The sequence below is a fragment of the Exiguobacterium sp. s193 genome, assembly GCF_018618755.1.
In the GTDB taxonomy this organism is placed as follows: Bacteria; Bacillota; Bacilli; order Exiguobacteriales; family Exiguobacteriaceae; genus Exiguobacterium_A.
Genome location: NZ_JACSMR010000005.1, coordinates 1 through 17,479 on the forward strand (window position 1 = coordinate 1; position 17,479 = coordinate 17,479).

The following is a 17,479-nucleotide window of genomic DNA, read 5'->3' on the forward strand; positions in this document are numbered from 1 at the left end:
TGGTAAGATGAACATAGCTCATAACGAATCCTCCGTTGAATGTGGTGTGGTAGCTTTATTCTACACGAGGTCGTTATGGGTTTTTTGTGTTTTCAGTTAGGTGTTGCACTTAATATTACAATTCGTCAAACGAAAAAAGTAAAAAAATTTTTTTCCCTCTATAAACAATTTCTTTGTACGTTTCGAGTTGCAGGGTGTGAAAGAGTGTATAAGCAATCGTGTAATCTTGCTTTGCTAATGTTATATTCTCTAATATTTCATTGTAGTAACCGCGTTGATAATAAAAATGTGCAACAAATGAAGAGTCGTTAAGCTTCAAACTATCTTGCAATCCCTTCTTCGTTAGGACCATTCCTTCTTCATACTTTTTATGAAATGTTAACAATTGTGCATGGTTGTAATAAATTTTCAACAAATGCCGTTTTAAGTCTTTTGTATCATATTCTAAACTTTCAAGCTCTAGATATACTTTTTCGGCTAAATGAAATTTACCGTTTTCAGTATATAAATTTGAAATAGCCATCTTAATCCGTATAAAAATTTGTGGTGCTTCGTACCAAACATCTTCTTCGTTCGTCAAATTTATTAACAATGAAGATGCTGATCGATAATCGATTCGATTCGTTTTAAATAATAACAGAATTTTAAAGTAAGATTTCAATAAGTAAATTGCTTTTGTATCACTTATTTTGATCTTTTCTAGCTCTAATTGTAAAAATTCGTATTTTTGCTCTCGAAGTAATCGCGACAGTAAATTATCAATTTCTCGATAAGCTTCACTTTCAAAACGATCCTGAAATAATAAAGACATCGGTACACGGAGACGTTTAGCAATTTCCTGTAACAAATCAATCGTAGGAGAATTTCTACCGTTTTCAATCTTACTAATTTCCGCTTGACTGCAAATCCCGTCGCATAACTCTTTTTGTGTCATCTTCTTTTCTTTTCGTATCCGTTTGATTTGATTTCCAATTGAGAGGGGGAAGGAACTCATTTAAGTTTCCTTTCTTCATGTTATTTGCACACTAATAAACTTCTTTTCTTATTTTAATGTAAAATAAAGAGACTCCAAAAGATATTCCTCTAATATTTTTTTGTAGGCTTCATTTTCTGTCACTATAAAAATGGCATACGCTTGTGTATAGGCTTCTTTAATCTTTTCGATTGATGCCTCTGTTTGTTCTAGTGCGTACGCTTTTTGGTAAAAGAAATGACCTAAGTAACTAGTATCTCGCAAATCGTTACTTTCTTTAATGACTTCGTTAGTTTTCTCGATTACAGACGAAAATCTCTTTAACTTAATCAAATTTCTAATGTAATTATATACAACTTTAAACCTAAGTTTTTTATATTCGTCTGTTACGTAGTCCAGTTTCAAGACTTCTTCATAAATAGTATTCGCATGGGTGTATTCTGTATTATTCGTATACTGTACAGCAATCGCCATCTGAATCCTGACGTAAATTAGAAAGTACTCTTGAATCACTTCTTGACCTTTAATTAATTGTAGCAATTGCGAAATACATGTCCTGAAATCAATTTTTTGCAATTCAACTTCATTTACTAATCGATAATAAGCTAATAAAATCTGTATTTCTTGAGATAACTCTTCTTCTAAATAATTCTGTACAAGTTCAAGAATTTTTGTATGTTCTTGCGCACGCATCAGTTGCGTCATTTCAAAATCGATTCTTTGAAATTTTTTCATCTGATCTACATCAACAAAAAAAAATGAGACTGGAATCCTCAATTTTTTCGCTATTTGTTGGAGGAGTTCAATTGTAGGTGAATTTTTACCATTTTCCACCTTACTAATTTCTGCTTGACTACAAATGCCGTTACTTAATTCTTTTTGGGTCATTTTTTTCTCACGGCGAATTTTTTTTAATCGGTTGCCAATCGTCATTTGTACAGAAGTCATAGACTTACTCCTTTAGCACAAGCTAGATGAATGATAAAAAAAGCCCTCCGTCCAAGTGATGTTTACTTGTTACGGAAGACTTTTTTTATATTGATGCTTCCGGCGAGAATCGAACTCGCACTGCAGCATTACCATTGCTGAGGTCTGCCATTAACCTACGGAAGCCTATTCACTTCTGATATTAGTATAGCGTAAGTAGGGCCCATCTTCAATAAAAAAACTGACAGACGTTGACAAGTCTGCCAGCCCCACTCTTAATCCCCTATGTTTAAAGGACAGTTTTAGTTAATGAGTTATCGAACACGATTAGAACAGAATAATGTTCATCCGCTTTTGATGCGACGAATGTCGAGAATTTAAGTGTGATGATCGAGTTTGAACCTACTCCGTTCTCCTCAAAGAAATGATTCATTCGTTCTTCTAGTTCTTCTGGCGCGCGTCCTACCAATACTTTTGAATGTAACATTTTATTCACCCCGTCTATTTTTTGTGTACGATAATGCCTATTCCCAACTGACCGTTTTATAAAACCTTCAATTTTTCAACTTGCTGAAATCTAAGTCGTCCGCTAAGGTGAACGTATACTACTTATATCTATGAAGGAGTCGAGACCTTATGAAAGAACACATGTTTGATGAAATCATTGAAAAAAAATTGACGGGTTCTGTCAAATGGGACGGTTTAAAACAATTATATGGCTCGGATACATTGATTCCGATGTGGGTTGCGGATATGGACGTCCGTCCACCGGACTCCATCACGGAAGCCTTGACGAAACGTGTCGCAAGCGGTCATTTCGGCTACTCATTATTTGAGGAACGTGCGAAAAAGTCGATTCAGTCGTGGTTTTTAAAACGATATAACCAACAAATCGAACAAACTTCCCTTCTCTACTCAAGTGGCGTCGTTTCTGCATTGGCGCATACTCTACTTGCACTGACGGATGAAGGTGACGAAGTAATCATCCAAACGCCTGTTTATCCACCATTCCACCAAATCATTCACGCGAATCGTCGTCAATTGATTGAAAATCCACTTCGTCTGATTGGTGAACGGTATGAAATTGATTTTTTAGCACTTGAATCACAAATGAAAACGGCTAAGATGCTGATTTTATGTAGTCCCCATAATCCGACAGGTCGCGTATTTAATCAAGATGAGTTACAAACCATCGTCGATTTAGCAAAGAAATACGATGTTTATTTACTATCTGACGAAATTCATGCCGATTTAGTTTTTTCTGGTCACACACATCATCCGATTCTAGAATTTCCCTATGAAAAGTCTATTCTCGTCAGCGCACCGTCTAAAACATTTAACATCCCGGGGCTCTACGCTTCCTATCTCATCGTTCCAAATGAAGAAATTCGGACAAAAATCGAACAAGTCCAACAAGCTCATTTCGTTCATCCAAATGCCATCGCATCGACTGCCATCATCGCTGCATACGAAGATCCGATGAGCGAACGGTGGCTTAAAGATCTATTGGTTTATCTCGAACAAAATCGGGATCATGCCATTAAACGGATTCAGTCGGAAATGCCACTTTTAACGGTCGTCAAACCGGATGCGACCTTCTTACTTTGGGTTGATTTCGAGCAACTTGGATTGACGGATGAAGAGCGTGCGTCTTGGCTTGTCGAACAAGCATCCCTTGCCTTAACACATGGAAAACCGTTTGGAGAAAATGGTGTGACCTTTGAACGTCTCAACTTCGGGTGTCCACGTCGCCAGTTAGACGAAGCACTTGATCGACTTCACAGTGCCTACCTTGCACTACCACTGGACTAACTTATTTTGTAGACAGACTAGCAATTCGCTAGTCTATTTTTATTTTCCGGCATTATACATGAGTTCCGTATTTTTAAAAACACGAAACTTAAATATAAACATTACATTCCCGTGACAAAATTCAGAAAATTAGAACTTTAACAGGGACGAAAAGTGTCCCAACCCCTTGATAGACTAGGCTTGAAGCCGTTTTCTGTCCATTTGCAAAGACTTGCAATGTAGTTTTAGCCCCTGTAAGGTTGGGAACAAATAAGTCATCGGCGTTCACTTTTTAATTTTTATCGGAACAGACAATGACAACTACATGCATGGGAGGATTTATTTTTATGTCGCAAGAATGGATTTCAATTGGCTTGTATCTGCTTATGATGCTTGCTATCGGTTACATCGCTTATAAGCGAACGACAAACACGGAAGACTACATGTTAGGTGGTCGTAACTTAGGACCGGGCGTAACAGCATTATCTGCTGGTGCTTCTGATATGAGTGGTTGGATGTTGATGGGGCTTCCTGGCGCCATGTATGCAACGGGTGTCTCAGCACTTTGGCTTGCATTAGGATTGCTGATTGGTTGTTACATCAACTATATCGTCCTCGCTCCGCGTTTTCGTCTTTACACGGAAATGGCAAACGATTCAATTACGATTCCAGACTTTTTAGAGAATCGCTTTAAAGATACGTCACGTATCTTACGGACGGTCTCGGCGATCGTCATCATCGTCTTCTTTACGTTCTATACTTCAGCCGGTATCGTATCGGGTGGTAAATTGTTCGAAAGTTCATTTGGCTTTGATTATCATTATGGTATGCTCTTGACGATTGCGGTCGTTGTCGCCTACACACTCTTTGGCGGTTTTCTCGCAGTCAGTTGGACCGACTTCGTCCAGGGTTGTATCATGTTCGTCGCCCTCATCCTCGTACCAATCGTCGCCTTGACGGATGTTGGTGGTGTTGACGGCGCATTCAATTATGCAGACAATTTAGACCCTACACTGTTTGACCCGTTCAAAGGGACGACTGTCCTCGGAATCATCGGATTCCTTGCTTGGGGACTTGGTTACTTCGGTCAACCCCATATCATTGTTCGTTTTATGGCAATTCGTTCTGTTAAGGACTTGAAAAAAGCCCGTCGTATCGGGATTGGTTGGATGTTCTTCTCAATTTTAGGTGCGATGTTGACAGGTCTTGTCGGGATTGCCTACTTTGAAGGACAAGGTAATGGACTCGGTGACCCAGAAACGGTCTTCATTCGTTTCGCTGATGTCTTGTTCCACCCGTATATCACTGGTTTCTTGATGGCGGCCATCTTGGCAGCAATCATGTCAACGATCTCTTCACAGTTACTCGTTACATCAAGTGCGCTGACGGAAGATTTCTATAAGACGTTCTTGCATAAAGAAGCGTCAGACAAACAGCTTGTTTTAATCGGGCGTGGCGCCGTCTTAGCCATCGCAGTGATTGGAACATTCCTTGCTTGGAACCCTTCGGCAACGATTCTTTCACTTGTCGGTTATGCATGGGCTGGTTTCGGTTCTGCATTTGGACCAATCATCTTGCTTTCACTTTACTGGAAACGGATGACGAAACAAGGGGCGCTCGCCGGTATTATCTCGGGTGCCGTCACCGTCATCTTATGGGTCCAACTCAACTTGAGTGATACACTTTACGAGATGGTTCCTGGGTTCTTCACAAGTTTACTCTTTACTGTCATCGTCAGTCTTCTTACGAAGCAACCAGTGGATGCTGTAAAAGAAGAATTCAACGATATGGAAGAAGAATTAAAAGAAATCACGCAATAAACACTAAAAAAATCTCCATCCTATTCAGTCGTCGACTGATGAGGGTGGAGATTTTTTCGCCGTACTCGGGTTACGTCAATTCAATCACACCGTAATGAAGTTTCGATGACTTCCGTTTGATACGCTCAAAAGCAAATTGATTAAATAACTCACTCTCAAAATGAGCTTTTAAGACGATTCGTTTCCTTGCGACTCGTTTTGCTTCCCCAATCGCCTCTTCCGACAATACTTCATAGTCAGCAAGGGTGCGCAGGCCGTTCAAATGGATCGACTCCGTCACGGTCTTTTCAAACATTGGATCAAAATAGATGACATCGAACGAATCTGTGGGCAATGCCTTTAAATAATGGATGTGTTGTTCGTTCAGCACTTTAATTCGGCGCATCGCCTCATTAATCGGCTCATATCCTTCTTGCCAAGCAAGCAGTCCTTCACGAACGATGAGTGCCGTTTCTGCTTTACTCTCTAACGCTACGACTTGACCACTTGAGCCGACAGCATGACTCATGACGATTGCATCTGACCCTAAGCCTAACGTACAATCAAGGACTGCCATGCCTTCTTCTAAACGTGCAATCGCGATCAGTGGGTCGTAGCCCGTCGTGTCAAACTGCTTGATCCGAAAGACGGCACTTGACGGATGAAAGAAAAATGACGTTTCTTCCGCTAACGGATAATACTCAAGTCGTTGTTTGTCGACGACTAGCACCGGTAACTGATAGGTTTGCTGCAATGTATGGATGCTTATTTTTTTCCGTTCGACGAAATGAAAGCTTAATGCTTTCTCTTTCATCAATTGTTGTAAGCGTTGTTCCACATCAATCGTCGGTCTTAAACATGTCGTCAGTAACACGTTTTCTTTCTTCACTTCGTTTCACTCCTATAAAAAATAAGCTAGCCGCGGCTAGCTTATTTTTTTTTCTTCAATAACCCTTCGATATCTTCGATGAGTGCTTTTTTAGAAATCAAATCTTCTTGTTTTTCTTGTTCCACTTTTGCGTCGACCGTTGTCCGTTGCAAGAGTGCTTGCAACGTTTCATCGATACTTGTTTTTAAGTGATCCCGGTCTTCTTTATTTAAAGCAACCTCTTGGCGGACATCGTCCCCTTGTTCATCTAAGTGACGTAACCGCTCAGTTAATTGTTTCGCCTCACGATTCAAATCAGCATATAAACGTTCGATTTGCTCAAGGCGTAACTTAATACCATCTCGTTCTGTGAACATTCTTCCATCTCCTTCCAATACATATATGTCTACATCTTTACTTTACCATATTCAACGTCAAATGATACAACCGCAATCCGTTTCTGACTATCACCTTCTATTTTTCTTTCGGACATGCAAAAACGATCCGTCGGCTATCTTTTGCTTTTTCATTCTTTTACTCGCTATAATGAACGAGCAGAGGTAATTGCTATCAGAGGAGGAATACCGTCATGGATTTAAAACGTCGAACACTACGGCATGTAGATCAAGTGGAATTCGAACATTTCGTAAAGTATGGCGAGTCGGCATACGGACTGACGAAACAAGAAATTCAAGGGTACGATCACGAGCTCGGAACCGAACGTGCCTTTGATTCAGAAGAACATAGTTATGCAGAAGATTATTACTTTGATATACTCGTCGACACTCAACTTGTCGGTCGTGTCCTACTCTTAAAGATGGGGCATTATTTCCAACTCGATTTGATGGTCTTTGATGCTTATAGTGGGAATGGATATGGTACAGAAGCCGTTCAGTCGGCGTTGCGGACGTCGAATGTCCTCGATGTCTATGAAGTACGGGCACGTGTTCTTCCTACGTCTCCCCATGAACGCTTTGCCCGAAAAATCTTCTTGTCTAATGATTTTCAAGAATCCGATGGTTACTTCGTTAAAGGACGCCGAAAACGCTACTCATTACAACGTTCTTAATGACTGGACGGACGCCCCTTGGCGTCACAGGCTGTAGACAAAGTGCCATCGGGAGATCAAGCGTCTTTTTTCGTTGCTTTCCTCGGGCGAGGCGCAAGCCGTTGCTCCTTGATCCTCACGGACAAGAAGCAGTGTCTTGCCTACCTCTAAAAGTGCGTTAAAAACGCACTTTTCCCCGCAGGAGTCAACGAAACGTGACGCTTTTTAGGTAACACTATGACGGAACGCCAGTCATGCAGACGGTTTAGAGCGCAATCCGTCTCGAATCGCTTAGAACCGCGAAAAGCAATCGGTCGTGACCCTGCAGCTTTGCGTAGCGGCGAGACCGATTGCAGCTTTGAAGACGAGGCGAGACAGGGAAGCGCGACCGGATTGTCTCTCGTTATCGCATATTCACGCTTCATAAGAGTTTGTCTACAAGCTTTGACGCCCCTTAGGCGTCTTTTTTTTGACAAATTCTTAAACCAAGCGTACAATTTTGAGCTGTATGACTTAGAAAGGGGCACATTTTGTATGAATGAATGGTTATGGTTTCCCTCGATTCTCTTAACGATGGGATTATTGTTACTCAGTTATCGGTTCTTTGGTAGAACGGGTCTAATGGTCTGGATTGCACTTGCGACAATCGTTGCCAACATCCAAGTTACACAGCAAGTTGATATTTATTCGTATATTTTCACGCTCGGTAACGTCGTTTACGGAAGCTGTTATCTGGCAACCGATATCTTAAATGAAAAATACGGAAAAAAAGTCGCACGACAAGGCGTCTTCTTAGGCTTCTTCTCCTTAATCGCAACGACAATCCTGATGCAGTATAGCTTACTCTATACGCCGCTCAATGATCCATTTGCGAAAGAGATGTCGGCATCGATGAACTTATTGTTCGGCTTACTACCTTGGATTGCACTCGGGAGCCTCGCTGCTTACCTCGTCTCTCAATTGTTCGATGTTTTTATGTATTCAAAAATCCGTCAAAAGACGGGTGAAAAGAAATTATGGTTGCGGACGACCGGATCGACCGTACTCAGTCAATTGATTGATACGTTGACATTTTGTGCGATTGCGTTTCATAGCCTCCCGTTCGACATCTGGTGGCAAATCTTTCTGACGACATATGTCGCGAAATTTGTCATCGCTTGGCTCGCGACACCCTTCATGTATCTCGCGAAGCGGATGAAACCGTCTGCTGATTCGGCTGATCTCGCAGCATAACTAAAGAAATCCAATGACTTCATTCATCAAATTGAGGATGGAAGATTTCATCAGATTAACGGATAATGGGAATTGGGAGGTGCTTTTGTTGAAAATCAAACGCAATGAACCTTTTCGTTACACATTTAAGGTACCGATCACAGGTGAATTTTATCTTGTCAAAGATGGGCGTCGTACGCCAACTGGATTGATGCAGATTCATAATATTTCTCCAAGTGGAATTGCCATCACGACGCCACTCAAATTACCGTTACAAAAATCAACAAAGATCATTGTCGAGTTCTCACTGCTCGCTAATACAGAACCATTGAAAATCGAAGGTCAACTCCTGCATGAAAAATGGATTGGAACGGATCACCTGTATGGTCTCCATCTCCACACGACAAAACAGGACCAAGACTCCATCATTCGATTGGTCAAACAAATCGCTAAAAATGAGCGCTAACGAATAGATCCCCTTTCTCGATGGATGAGAAAGGGGCTTTTGTTCATGTCCGGTAAACGATTGCCTCAAATGAGCGCAATGTCAGTTGTCCGTTCGTCACAGTTGGTGATTCAAGATAGTTTCCGATGACGATATCTGTCGTCTCGTGATCCACCTCAAGCAGGATGTCTGTTTCTGCAAACGAACAGTACACGTACCAGGTTTCTCCTTCATAGGTCCGCGAGTAAGCATAAACATCCTTCTGAGCCGTTTCAAGCAACGTATACTTACCGTATACGATCAAATCATGTTCGTGCCTCAATTGAATCAGCTTCTTATAGTAATAAAAAATCGAATTCGGATCTTCTAGCGCCCGTTCAACATTAATTTCAGGATAGTTCGGATTGACCTTCAACCATGGTGTTCCTGTCGTGAATCCTCCATGCTGCTCTGCATTCCACTGGATTGGTGTCCGCGCGTTATCACGTCCTTTTTGGTGGACTGCCTGCAGTAATGCTTCAGGATCTGTACCTTGGGCCATCCGCTCCTGCCACATGTTTCGGATTTCGATGTCTTCGTACTCCTCAATCGTCTTGAAGGCGACATTCGTCATCCCGATTTCTTCACCTTGATAGATGTACGGAGTTCCTTTTAATAAGTGTAACAACGTCGCGAGCATCTTTGCCGACTCGACCCGGTATGTCGTATCATTACCGAAACGACTGACGACACGCGGTTGATCATGGTTGTTCCAATAGAGCGAGTTCCAGCCTTTATCGTGTAGCGCGACTTGCCATTTCGTAAAGTTATCTTTTAATTTATGTAAGTCAAACGGTAAGACGTCCCACTTTCCACCTGGACCTGAATCTAAATCCATATGTTCGAACGTAAAGACCATGTTGACCTCGTTTCGGGCAGGATCCGTATATAAGATTGCATCTTCTGTCGTAGCGCCCGGCATTTCCCCGACGGTCAAGACATCATAGTTCCCGAACGACGCATCGTTCATCTCTTTTAAGTATTCATGGATTCGCGGACCGTTGACGTAGTGTTGTCCCCCATCGCCATATAATGCCCCCGGTGCAACATCCGCATCTGGCAGACCTGGTGTTTTCGAAATCAAGTTGATGACATCCATTCGGAACCCATCGATTCCCCGATCTAACCAGCGGGTGATCATCGCGTAAACCTCGTTGCGCAACTGTTCATTTTCCCAGTTCAGATCAGGCTGTTTTTTTGAAAAGAGGTGCAAGTAATATTCGTTTGTCGCTTCATCTAATTCCCAAGCCGGTCCCGAAAAAATCGAACCCCAATTGTTCGGCAACGTGCCATCGTCATTTGCCGCCCGCCAAATATAATAGTCCCGATACGGATTGTCTTTACTTTTGCGCGACTCCGCGAACCAGGCGTGCTCATCTGAAGAATGATTGACGACTAAATCCATGACGATTTTAATCCCCCGTGCGTGCGCTTGCTCAAGCAATTGATCAAAATCATTCATCGTCCCAAACTCATGCATGATCGCTTCATAGTCACGAATATCATACCCATTGTCATCATTCGGCGAATCATAGACCGGGCTCAACCAAATGACATCAATCCCCAGTAATTTTAAGTAATCCAGTTTTTCAATGATTCCGACGAGATCACCGATCCCATCCCCATTCGAATCGTTAAAGCTACGCGGATAAATTTGATAGACTACACTATCATGCCACCATTTTCGTTCCATACTTTGTCACCACTCCTCTATAATTGCTTTAGGCAAACGCTTGCACATTTCAGTTAAGCGCTTCCAACGACTTCATCGCCATCGTACCATGTCATTTTGACTTAAAACAAGCGAATTCCGATATTTTAAACAGTACCATCGCATCGGTTTCCTCAGGCTTTTCATGTTTAAAGTATACCGATTGAGGAAAATAATTTGAGAAGGGAGGCGTTTCATTGTGTATCGCCGTTATTTTTTATTTTTAATTTGGATTGTCGCCATCGTCTTTATTTTAGCATTCGGAAACAATCGTATTTTTCCAGACGGTTTTTTATTTTCATTTCTCCGCTTTGATCAAAGTCAATTCGATACGTCGGCCCTAAGCTTATTCACCTTACTCGGAATCTATCCACTTGCTTTTTTCCTACTCTTTTTAGATGAAAAGCGGTTTTTAAAACCTTCGCCGATGTTAGCGAGCCTCGGTGCTTTTGTCCTCGGTTCGTTCGTCTTAATGCCGTATCTCGCGCTCGCGATTCCGCGTCAGACCTTCTTACCATTCCGCAGGCGCTCCTGGGTCCTGGTTGTCGTCCCAATCCTCGCATTCCTCTCTGCTTGCATCATTTGGATTGCCTTAGCTCGTTCCGACTGGTCGATCTTTGCACTTTATTTCATGACGAATCAGTTCGTTCGGACGATGAGCGTTGACATTGTGATGTTCTATATCCTGCAACTATTCATGTTTTTTCGGATTCGCAGTCGGACAGAAACGCGCCCGGGCTGGCGTGACTTCATTCCATTGTTCGGATTGTTCAGTTACCTCTTCCGTCGACATGTCTCGGGCTCTTCCTAAGGTCCGAGATTTCAGCTACAATAGAAATTTAGAGAGCTAGAGGGGGAATTTTTGCGATGAAACAATATCATGACTTATGCCAAGAAATTCTGACGAACGGGACATTAAAAGAGGACCGGACGGGAACGGGAACGACGAGCATCTTCGGTCATCAGATGCGCTTCCCATTAAAAGACGGTTTTCCAATGGTCACGACGAAAAAATTACATATGAAGTCAATCATCCATGAGTTGATTTGGTTCATTTCAGGAGAGACGAATATTTCTTATCTGAAGGAAAACGGAGTCCGTATCTGGAATGAGTGGGCTGACGAAGACGGAAATCTGGGCCCCGTTTACGGAGCACAGTGGCGTTCCTTCCCTAAGCCGGACGGTACGACTGTCGATCAACTCGCGAACGTCATCGAGCAAATCAAAACGAATCCCGATTCACGACGGTTGATCGTGAGTGCCTGGAATCCGGGGCAGCTCGACGAGATGGCTTTGCCACCGTGCCACTTACTTTTTCAATTTTACGTTGCTGACGGAAAACTTTCATGCCAACTTTATCAACGTTCGGCGGATGTTTTCTTAGGTGTTCCGTTCAATATCGCTTCTTACGCCCTGTTGACACATATGATTGCTCATGTCTGCAAACTAGAAGTCGGTGATTTCGTGCATACACTCGGAGATGCCCACATCTACTCGAATCATCTCGATCAAGTCAATCTCCAGCTGAGCCGTTCACCGAAGCCATTACCGCGTCTCCGTTTCGCGCGTGAGGTGTCAAGAATTGAAGACTTCCGCTTTGAAGATATCATCATCGAAGGGTATGATCCTGATCCACACATTAAAGGAGTCGTCGCCGTATGATTTCGCATATCGTTGCCTATACAAATAATCGTGTCATCGGTCGCGATAACGCGATGCCTTGGCATCTGCCAGCTGATTTAGCGCATTTTAAACGTGTGACGCTCGGAAAACCGATTATCATGGGACGAAAGACGTTCGAGTCGATTGGTCGCCCGTTACCCGGCAGACAAAACATCGTCGTCACACGTGATGAACAGTTCCAGGCAGAAGGGATTACGATTTGGAAAAACCTCGACCGCCTGTCCGAATTTACTGACTCAGAAGAGGAAGTCTTTTTGATAGGTGGAGGCGAGCTCTTTCGCCAAACGTTATCGGTCGCCAAACGACTATATGTGACTGAAATCGAAGCAGACTTAGACGGGGATGTTTTTTATCCAGCGATCCCCTCACAGTTTACGCTACGCGACGAAGCCTTTTATCCGGCAAACAAAGAAAATGAATTTGCTTTCACAATCAAACAATTTGAACGGTCTTAACAAAAAAAGCCTATGTGCTTCTGATGCTTCCAAAAAGGAAGATCGGAAACACGTAGGCTTTTTCATGGATAGGTATCAGGTCAAACTCAGTACCCATTGCCGGATTTGTTCCTCGACCTGTTCAAGTTCAAGCGGAAGGAGACAGTAGTCGGTGACCCCACGCTGCAATGCTTCACCAAGCAGCGCATCTTCCTCCTCGACTACGACGATCGTATCAATGATTCGTCCACGCTCCTGCTTCCATTGCTCGAGCAGTCGGAAGTCCGACGCTGCCACCACATCGAGTGGAACAAGATGGAGTTCAACCTCTGCATCGGTCGTCGTCGTAAACGGCGACACGCGGAAGTGATACTTCGGATGCGTCGGGATGTCGATATTTTGTAAGCGTTCTGCCTCGACCCCTTCGACTTTAATCATCCCTGCGATTTTTTCTTTTTCTGCTGTCACGGAATACATCACGACTTGATTCCGACCTTTACGTTTTGCCTGATAGAGTGCTTCATCCGCTTCTGAGGTCGTATCTTCTAAATCAGACGATGGTTGATCAATCAGCGTAAAGCCAATCGAGACCGTGACCTTTAGTCCATTTGCAAACATATGCTGTTCGATTCGCTGACGGACTTTTTCCATCGTCGCACATGCTACATCGCTACTATCGGTACTAAAGAGCAACATGAACTCCTCTCCACCAAACCGAATCAATTCATCCTCTTGCCGAATCGTTTGTTTCGTCAATGCGGCAAGTTCGGATAAAACCAAGTCGCCTGTCGGATGCCCGTATAGGTCATTGATTCGCTTAAAGTGATCGAGATCAAAGATGGCTAACGCGAATAATTGACCGTCACGTGCTAGACGTGACGTACGACGTTGAAAGGCATTTTGTAAGTACTTCCGATTAAACGCCCCCGTCAACTCATCGACGAGGATTGTCGATGAAACAATCCGGAGCTTACGGAGTAGTTGTTTTAAGCGAATCTGCCGTTCATCTAGCGTCACGGTCTCGTCCCAGTAGTCATCTGCCCCAAGTTGATAACACTGTTGACGAATTCGTTGATTCGCTTCCCCGACGATGATTAATGGAATGAATGTCGCTTCTAACTTCTTGATGAGTTTATCGACATACTCTTTTTTTGTAGTTCGAATGAGATCATAATCAATTAGCAGTGCATCAATCGGCAAATCATAACCCACTTCAAGCGCATCTTCGACGGAACCAAAAAAACGGGTCATATAACGTTCATTCTCCAACGCTTTTTTCCACTGGATGTTATCTAAAAAACGTTTCGTAATCGAGACAATCAATTCTTTTCGGACCATCTTTTTTCGACCGTGAGCCGATACGTAATCAATGACGGGACGTAACTGTGTCAGAACAAGTTCATGATTGACAGTTTCTCCTGCTGGGAGTTCTTGTTCAAGACGCGTTGCTTGCTGTGCAAAAAATGCCATGTCCTCTTGTTGTCCGAGTCGTTCGAGCCAACTCGCGAATACCCTCAACTCTTCGGTCGGGACTGAAGACATGCGTAACAAACGTTCCACCATCAAAATCGTCTGATTGATCTGTTTTTCTATCTTGTTTTGCTTGTTTTCCAAAACATCCTCCCCCTCTTTCTACACAACCGAGACAATCGTTTCTTCGAGTGCATAGAAAACGAGGGAGGTTTCCTCGCTTTCGAATTCAATTACGCTTTTAAGTTCGGACTAATCATGTTTGCCGGGACAATCCATTGATCGTACTCCGCTTCCGTTAGTAAACCGGTTGCTAATGCCGCTTCTTTAAGCGTCGTCCCGTTCTTATGCGCTGCTTTCGCAATCTTCGCCGCATTTTCGTATCCAATGTGTGGATTCAATGCCGTGACGAGCATCAGTGAACGCTCGACGTTATCATCGATCACTGTCCGTTCCGGCTCAATGCCAACTGCACAGTGGTCGTTGAACGAATGGAGCGCATCCGTCAACAGACGAACCGACTGAATGAAATTGTACATGATGACTGGCTTGAAGACGTTCAATTCAAAGTTTCCTTGACTCGCAGCGAACCCGATTGTCGTATCATTTCCAAGTACTTGGGCAGCAACCATCGTCAACGCTTCACTCTGCGTCGGGTTGACTTTTCCCGGCATGATCGAACTACCCGGTTCATTTTCAGGAATCGTGATTTCTCCGATTCCGGCGCGCGGACCTGACGCAAGCCAGCGGACGTCATTCGCAATTTTCATCGCGTCCATCGCCAGTGCCTTAATCGCTCCGTGCGTAAACACGAGCTGATCGTGGCTCGTCAACGCATGGAATTTGTTTTCCGCGCTGACGAACGATTTACCTGTTTCTTCACTCATTTTTTGAGCGGCACGGTCTCCGAATTCCGGATGGGCATTAATCCCTGTCCCAACAGCCGTTCCACCAATCGCGAGTTCCGTCAACGGATCGAGTGTCAACGCAATCATTTTTTTAGATAAATCGAGCATCCGGACCCATCCGCTGATTTCTTGCCCCAGCGTAATTGGCGTCGCATCTTGTAAATGCGTCCGACCAATCTTGACGATGTCTGCGAAAGCCTTCGCTTTTTCGTCAAGTGTTGCATGGATCGCCTCAATCGCCGGGAACAGGTCATCGATGACGACCGTTTTCGCTGCGATGTGCATCGCTGTTGGATATGTATCATTTGAACTTTGTGACTTATTGACGTCATCATTCGGGTGAATCGTCAAGTCGCTCCCACGCTCTTGTAACTTACGCGTCCCGACACGCGCAATCACTTCGTTGACGTTCATGTTCGATTGTGTGCCAGATCCCGTTTGCCAAACAACGAGTGGAAACTCATCATCGAATTGCCCCGCGATGATTTCGTCACATACTTCGGCAATTACGTCTGCTTTTTCCCCGTCGAGAACGCCTAAATCACGGTTGGCTAATGCCGCACCTTTTTTAAGGACAGCAAATGCCCGAATGATTTCAAGCGGCATTTTTTCCGTACCGATTTTAAAGTTTTCTAAGCTCCGTTGTGTTTGTGCGCCCCATTCTTTTGAATCCAGGACACGAATTTCCCCCATCGTGTCATGCTCTAAACGATACTCCATTGTTTGTATCCCCCTTTTTTCATCTTACACCTTATCAGTTTAACGGAAAAAACAGCGAATGGGAATGATAGAGCGTCGTTTGGGGAATAGTTTGTTAATTGAGAAGGAGTGAATGCACTATGTGGTTTATCAATCTGACGATTGTCCTGCTTTTAATCCTCGCAAATGGGATTTTTGCGATGACAGAACTTGCCCTCTTGTCATCAAAACGTCAAAAATTACAACAGTACGCTGATGACGGGAAAAAATCAGCACAAATCGCTCTTGAATTTTTAGATCGGCCGACCGATTTATTATCGACCGTTCAAGTCGGAATCACCTTGATCGGCATCGTCAACGGCGCATTTGGTGGCGCAGCCCTCTCCCAACCTGTCATCAACTGGCTAGCCCAGTTTTCATGGCTGTCTGCCTATGCCAGTACACTCGGATACATTTTCGTCGTGACGATCATCACCTATATTTCACTCGTCATCGGTGAATTGGTCCCGAAACGGATTGCCCTTGTCAGTCCGGAACGGGTCACGATGTGGCTCGCCCAACCGATGCGGTTTTTTTCGTCGCTCTTACGTCCCTTCATCTACATCTTAAGCAAATCAACGAGTGGGATTTTCCGGTTGATTGGACTGGATCGTCTTGAAAGCGAAGACGAGACGGAAGATGAGGTCAAACAATTGTTGATTCGTGGTGCGAAGGAAGGGGTCTTCGCAGACTCAGAAGCTGAACAAGTTTCGCGCGTCTTTGCATTTCATGATCAATATGCCTATGAATTGATGGAACCGCGGACCGTCACGGAATGGATTGATTTAAATGATTCAAACGAACAAATTTTAACGGACTTACGACAAGCAAAACACCGAAACCTCCCCGTCGGTCATGAAGATTTAGATCATTTCGTCGGCTATATCGATGCAAAAGAAGTCTTATCTTCCGATACACCAGCCTTGACGATTGAACGCTATATTCAGACACCCTTAATCGTCCCCCGCCAATTGAAAGCGACGGATTTACTCGAACGGATGCGCAAAGAGACCGTTTCGATTGCATTCGTACTCGATGAATACGGTGGATTTTTAGGGATGATCACCTTATTTGATATTTTAGAGGCATTCGTCGGTGAGATTTCAACGGTCGAGGAGGAACCGGAACTCGTCATCCGTAGTGACGGCTCCTATTTGGCAGACGGACTGTTACACATCGATGACTTGAAGCGAACGCTTGGTATCACGACACCGCTTCCTGGCGAGTTGCAAAATGCTTATCACACCGTCGCTGGATTGATTTTGTATACGCTCGGTGAATTTCCGATGCGTGGAAGTCATGTCGTCATTGCCGACTATCGGTTCGAAGTCGTCGATTTGGACGGACGTCGGATAGACCAAGTTTTAATTGAAAAAAATTCGCTTGATGCATAAAAAAACAGCGACCAGCTTGCCCCGAATCATTCGGTCAAG

General features: G+C 43.6%; 17 protein-coding genes and 1 tRNA gene. 9 read left to right on the top strand and 9 right to left on the bottom strand.

Translation table 11 applies throughout. The features are described 5' to 3' along the window. Positions 1–115: 115 nt before the first annotated feature. The 4 genes from KNQ04_RS08125 to KNQ04_RS08140 form a co-directional block, all read right to left on the bottom strand. Positions 116–994 (bottom strand): helix-turn-helix domain-containing protein, encoded by an 879-nt coding sequence (locus tag KNQ04_RS08125; protein WP_285801183.1) that lies wholly within the window; start codon positions 992–994, stop codon positions 116–118. 48 nt (positions 995–1,042) lie between these two features. Next, entirely contained in the window at positions 1,043–1,921 is an 879-nt protein-coding gene (locus tag KNQ04_RS08130; RefSeq protein ID WP_214849245.1) for a helix-turn-helix domain-containing protein, read from the bottom strand. A gap of 94 nt (positions 1,922–2,015) precedes the next feature. Next, positions 2,016–2,086, bottom strand: a tRNA-Thr gene (locus KNQ04_RS08135). A gap of 103 nt (positions 2,087–2,189) precedes the next feature. Further along, complete coding sequence (locus tag KNQ04_RS08140) at positions 2,190–2,387, bottom strand: hypothetical protein (RefSeq protein WP_214849248.1); 198 nt, start codon at positions 2,385–2,387, stop codon at positions 2,190–2,192. 149 nt (positions 2,388–2,536) lie between these two features. Here KNQ04_RS08140 and KNQ04_RS08145 point away from each other — a divergent pair, with 149 nt between their 5' ends. Then, entirely contained in the window at positions 2,537–3,712 is a 1,176-nt protein-coding gene (locus tag KNQ04_RS08145) for a MalY/PatB family protein (RefSeq protein WP_214849249.1), read from the top strand. A 326-nt stretch (positions 3,713–4,038) separates the two neighbouring features. After that, the gene (gene putP, locus KNQ04_RS08150) at positions 4,039–5,511 is read left to right on the top strand and encodes a sodium/proline symporter PutP (RefSeq protein WP_214849251.1); all 1,473 of its coding nucleotides are present in this window, start codon (positions 4,039–4,041) and stop codon (positions 5,509–5,511) included. 70 nt (positions 5,512–5,581) lie between these two features. Here the strand turns inward: putP and KNQ04_RS08155 are convergent, their stop codons facing one another. Next, positions 5,582–6,379: a class I SAM-dependent methyltransferase gene (locus KNQ04_RS08155; RefSeq protein ID WP_214849254.1), complete on the bottom strand. Its 798-nt coding sequence runs from the start codon at positions 6,377–6,379 to the stop codon at positions 5,582–5,584. Between the two features lie 41 nt (positions 6,380–6,420). Then, entirely contained in the window at positions 6,421–6,735 is a 315-nt protein-coding gene (locus tag KNQ04_RS08160) for a hypothetical protein (protein ID WP_214849255.1), read from the bottom strand. A 212-nt stretch (positions 6,736–6,947) separates the two neighbouring features. On the opposite strand from KNQ04_RS08160, the gene KNQ04_RS08165 reads away from it, so the two are divergent. The 3 genes from KNQ04_RS08165 to KNQ04_RS08175 all read left to right on the top strand — a co-directional run bounded on the left by KNQ04_RS08165 (position 6,948) and on the right by KNQ04_RS08175 (position 9,084). After that, complete coding sequence (locus KNQ04_RS08165; RefSeq protein ID WP_214849259.1) at positions 6,948–7,427, top strand: GNAT family N-acetyltransferase; 480 nt, start codon at positions 6,948–6,950, stop codon at positions 7,425–7,427. Positions 7,428–7,940: 513 nt separating this feature from the next. After that, on the top strand, positions 7,941–8,639 hold the full coding sequence (locus KNQ04_RS08170) for a queuosine precursor transporter (protein ID WP_214849262.1): 699 nt from the start codon (positions 7,941–7,943) through the stop codon (positions 8,637–8,639). 88 nt (positions 8,640–8,727) lie between these two features. Further along, positions 8,728–9,084 carry a PilZ domain-containing protein gene (locus tag KNQ04_RS08175; protein WP_214849265.1) on the top strand — a complete coding sequence of 119 codons (357 nt, stop codon included), beginning with the start codon at positions 8,728–8,730 and terminating at the stop codon, positions 9,082–9,084. A 43-nt stretch (positions 9,085–9,127) separates the two neighbouring features. On the opposite strand, the gene KNQ04_RS08180 is transcribed toward KNQ04_RS08175, so the two are convergent. Then, entirely contained in the window at positions 9,128–10,795 is a 1,668-nt protein-coding gene (locus tag KNQ04_RS08180; RefSeq protein ID WP_214849268.1) for a glycoside hydrolase family 13 protein, read from the bottom strand. Between the two features lie 217 nt (positions 10,796–11,012). On the opposite strand from KNQ04_RS08180, the gene KNQ04_RS08185 reads away from it, so the two are divergent. From KNQ04_RS08185 to KNQ04_RS08195, 3 genes are read left to right on the top strand one after another with little or no spacing between them, the layout of a single operon-like run. Then, positions 11,013–11,624 (top strand): hypothetical protein, encoded by a 612-nt coding sequence (locus tag KNQ04_RS08185; protein WP_214849276.1) that lies wholly within the window; start codon positions 11,013–11,015, stop codon positions 11,622–11,624. 56 nt (positions 11,625–11,680) lie between these two features. Further along, positions 11,681–12,475: a thymidylate synthase gene (locus tag KNQ04_RS08190; protein ID WP_214849279.1), complete on the top strand. Its 795-nt coding sequence runs from the start codon at positions 11,681–11,683 to the stop codon at positions 12,473–12,475. After that, positions 12,472–12,951, top strand: a complete 480-nt coding sequence (locus tag KNQ04_RS08195) for a dihydrofolate reductase (RefSeq protein ID WP_214849282.1) — start codon at positions 12,472–12,474, stop codon at positions 12,949–12,951. The genes KNQ04_RS08190 and KNQ04_RS08195 overlap by 4 nt, the downstream gene beginning before the upstream one ends. A 75-nt stretch (positions 12,952–13,026) precedes the next feature. Here KNQ04_RS08195 and KNQ04_RS08200 read toward each other — a convergent pair whose 3' ends face one another. Together KNQ04_RS08200 and fumC are read right to left on the bottom strand one after the other, a co-directional pair. After that, positions 13,027–14,544, bottom strand: coding sequence for a diguanylate cyclase (locus KNQ04_RS08200; RefSeq protein ID WP_214849286.1), 1,518 nt, complete (start codon positions 14,542–14,544; stop codon positions 13,027–13,029). An 89-nt stretch (positions 14,545–14,633) separates the two neighbouring features. Further along, positions 14,634–16,028: a class II fumarate hydratase gene (gene fumC / locus KNQ04_RS08205; protein ID WP_214849289.1), complete on the bottom strand. Its 1,395-nt coding sequence runs from the start codon at positions 16,026–16,028 to the stop codon at positions 14,634–14,636. 119 nt (positions 16,029–16,147) lie between these two features. Between fumC and KNQ04_RS08210 the strand changes: the two genes are divergently transcribed. Beyond that, positions 16,148–17,440 (top strand): hemolysin family protein, encoded by a 1,293-nt coding sequence (locus KNQ04_RS08210; RefSeq protein WP_214849292.1) that lies wholly within the window; start codon positions 16,148–16,150, stop codon positions 17,438–17,440. The last annotated feature ends 39 nt before the right edge of the window (positions 17,441–17,479 follow it).

Excerpts from the sequence above, each read along its gene's own strand:
- fumC (WP_214849289.1), bottom strand. The coding sequence starts at position 16,028 with ATGGAGTATCGTTTAGAGCATGACACGATGGGGGAAATTCGTGTCCTG.
- KNQ04_RS08160 (WP_214849255.1), bottom strand. The coding sequence starts at position 6,735 with ATGTTCACAGAACGAGATGGTATTAAGTTACGCCTTGAGCAAATCGAA.
- KNQ04_RS08140 (WP_214849248.1), bottom strand. The coding sequence starts at position 2,387 with ATGTTACATTCAAAAGTATTGGTAGGACGCGCGCCAGAAGAACTAGAA.
- KNQ04_RS08165 (WP_214849259.1), top strand. The coding sequence starts at position 6,948 with ATGGATTTAAAACGTCGAACACTACGGCATGTAGATCAAGTGGAATTC.
- KNQ04_RS08145 (WP_214849249.1), top strand. The coding sequence starts at position 2,537 with ATGAAAGAACACATGTTTGATGAAATCATTGAAAAAAAATTGACGGGT.
- KNQ04_RS08210 (WP_214849292.1), top strand. The coding sequence starts at position 16,148 with ATGTGGTTTATCAATCTGACGATTGTCCTGCTTTTAATCCTCGCAAAT.
- KNQ04_RS08180 (WP_214849268.1), bottom strand. The coding sequence starts at position 10,795 with ATGGAACGAAAATGGTGGCATGATAGTGTAGTCTATCAAATTTATCCG.
- KNQ04_RS08190 (WP_214849279.1), top strand. The coding sequence starts at position 11,681 with ATGAAACAATATCATGACTTATGCCAAGAAATTCTGACGAACGGGACA.
- KNQ04_RS08130 (WP_214849245.1), bottom strand. The coding sequence starts at position 1,921 with ATGACTTCTGTACAAATGACGATTGGCAACCGATTAAAAAAAATTCGC.
- putP (WP_214849251.1), top strand. The coding sequence starts at position 4,039 with ATGTCGCAAGAATGGATTTCAATTGGCTTGTATCTGCTTATGATGCTT.
- KNQ04_RS08195 (WP_214849282.1), top strand. The coding sequence starts at position 12,472 with ATGATTTCGCATATCGTTGCCTATACAAATAATCGTGTCATCGGTCGC.
- KNQ04_RS08125 (WP_285801183.1), bottom strand. The coding sequence starts at position 994 with ATGAGTTCCTTCCCCCTCTCAATTGGAAATCAAATCAAACGGATACGA.
- KNQ04_RS08170 (WP_214849262.1), top strand. The coding sequence starts at position 7,941 with ATGAATGAATGGTTATGGTTTCCCTCGATTCTCTTAACGATGGGATTA.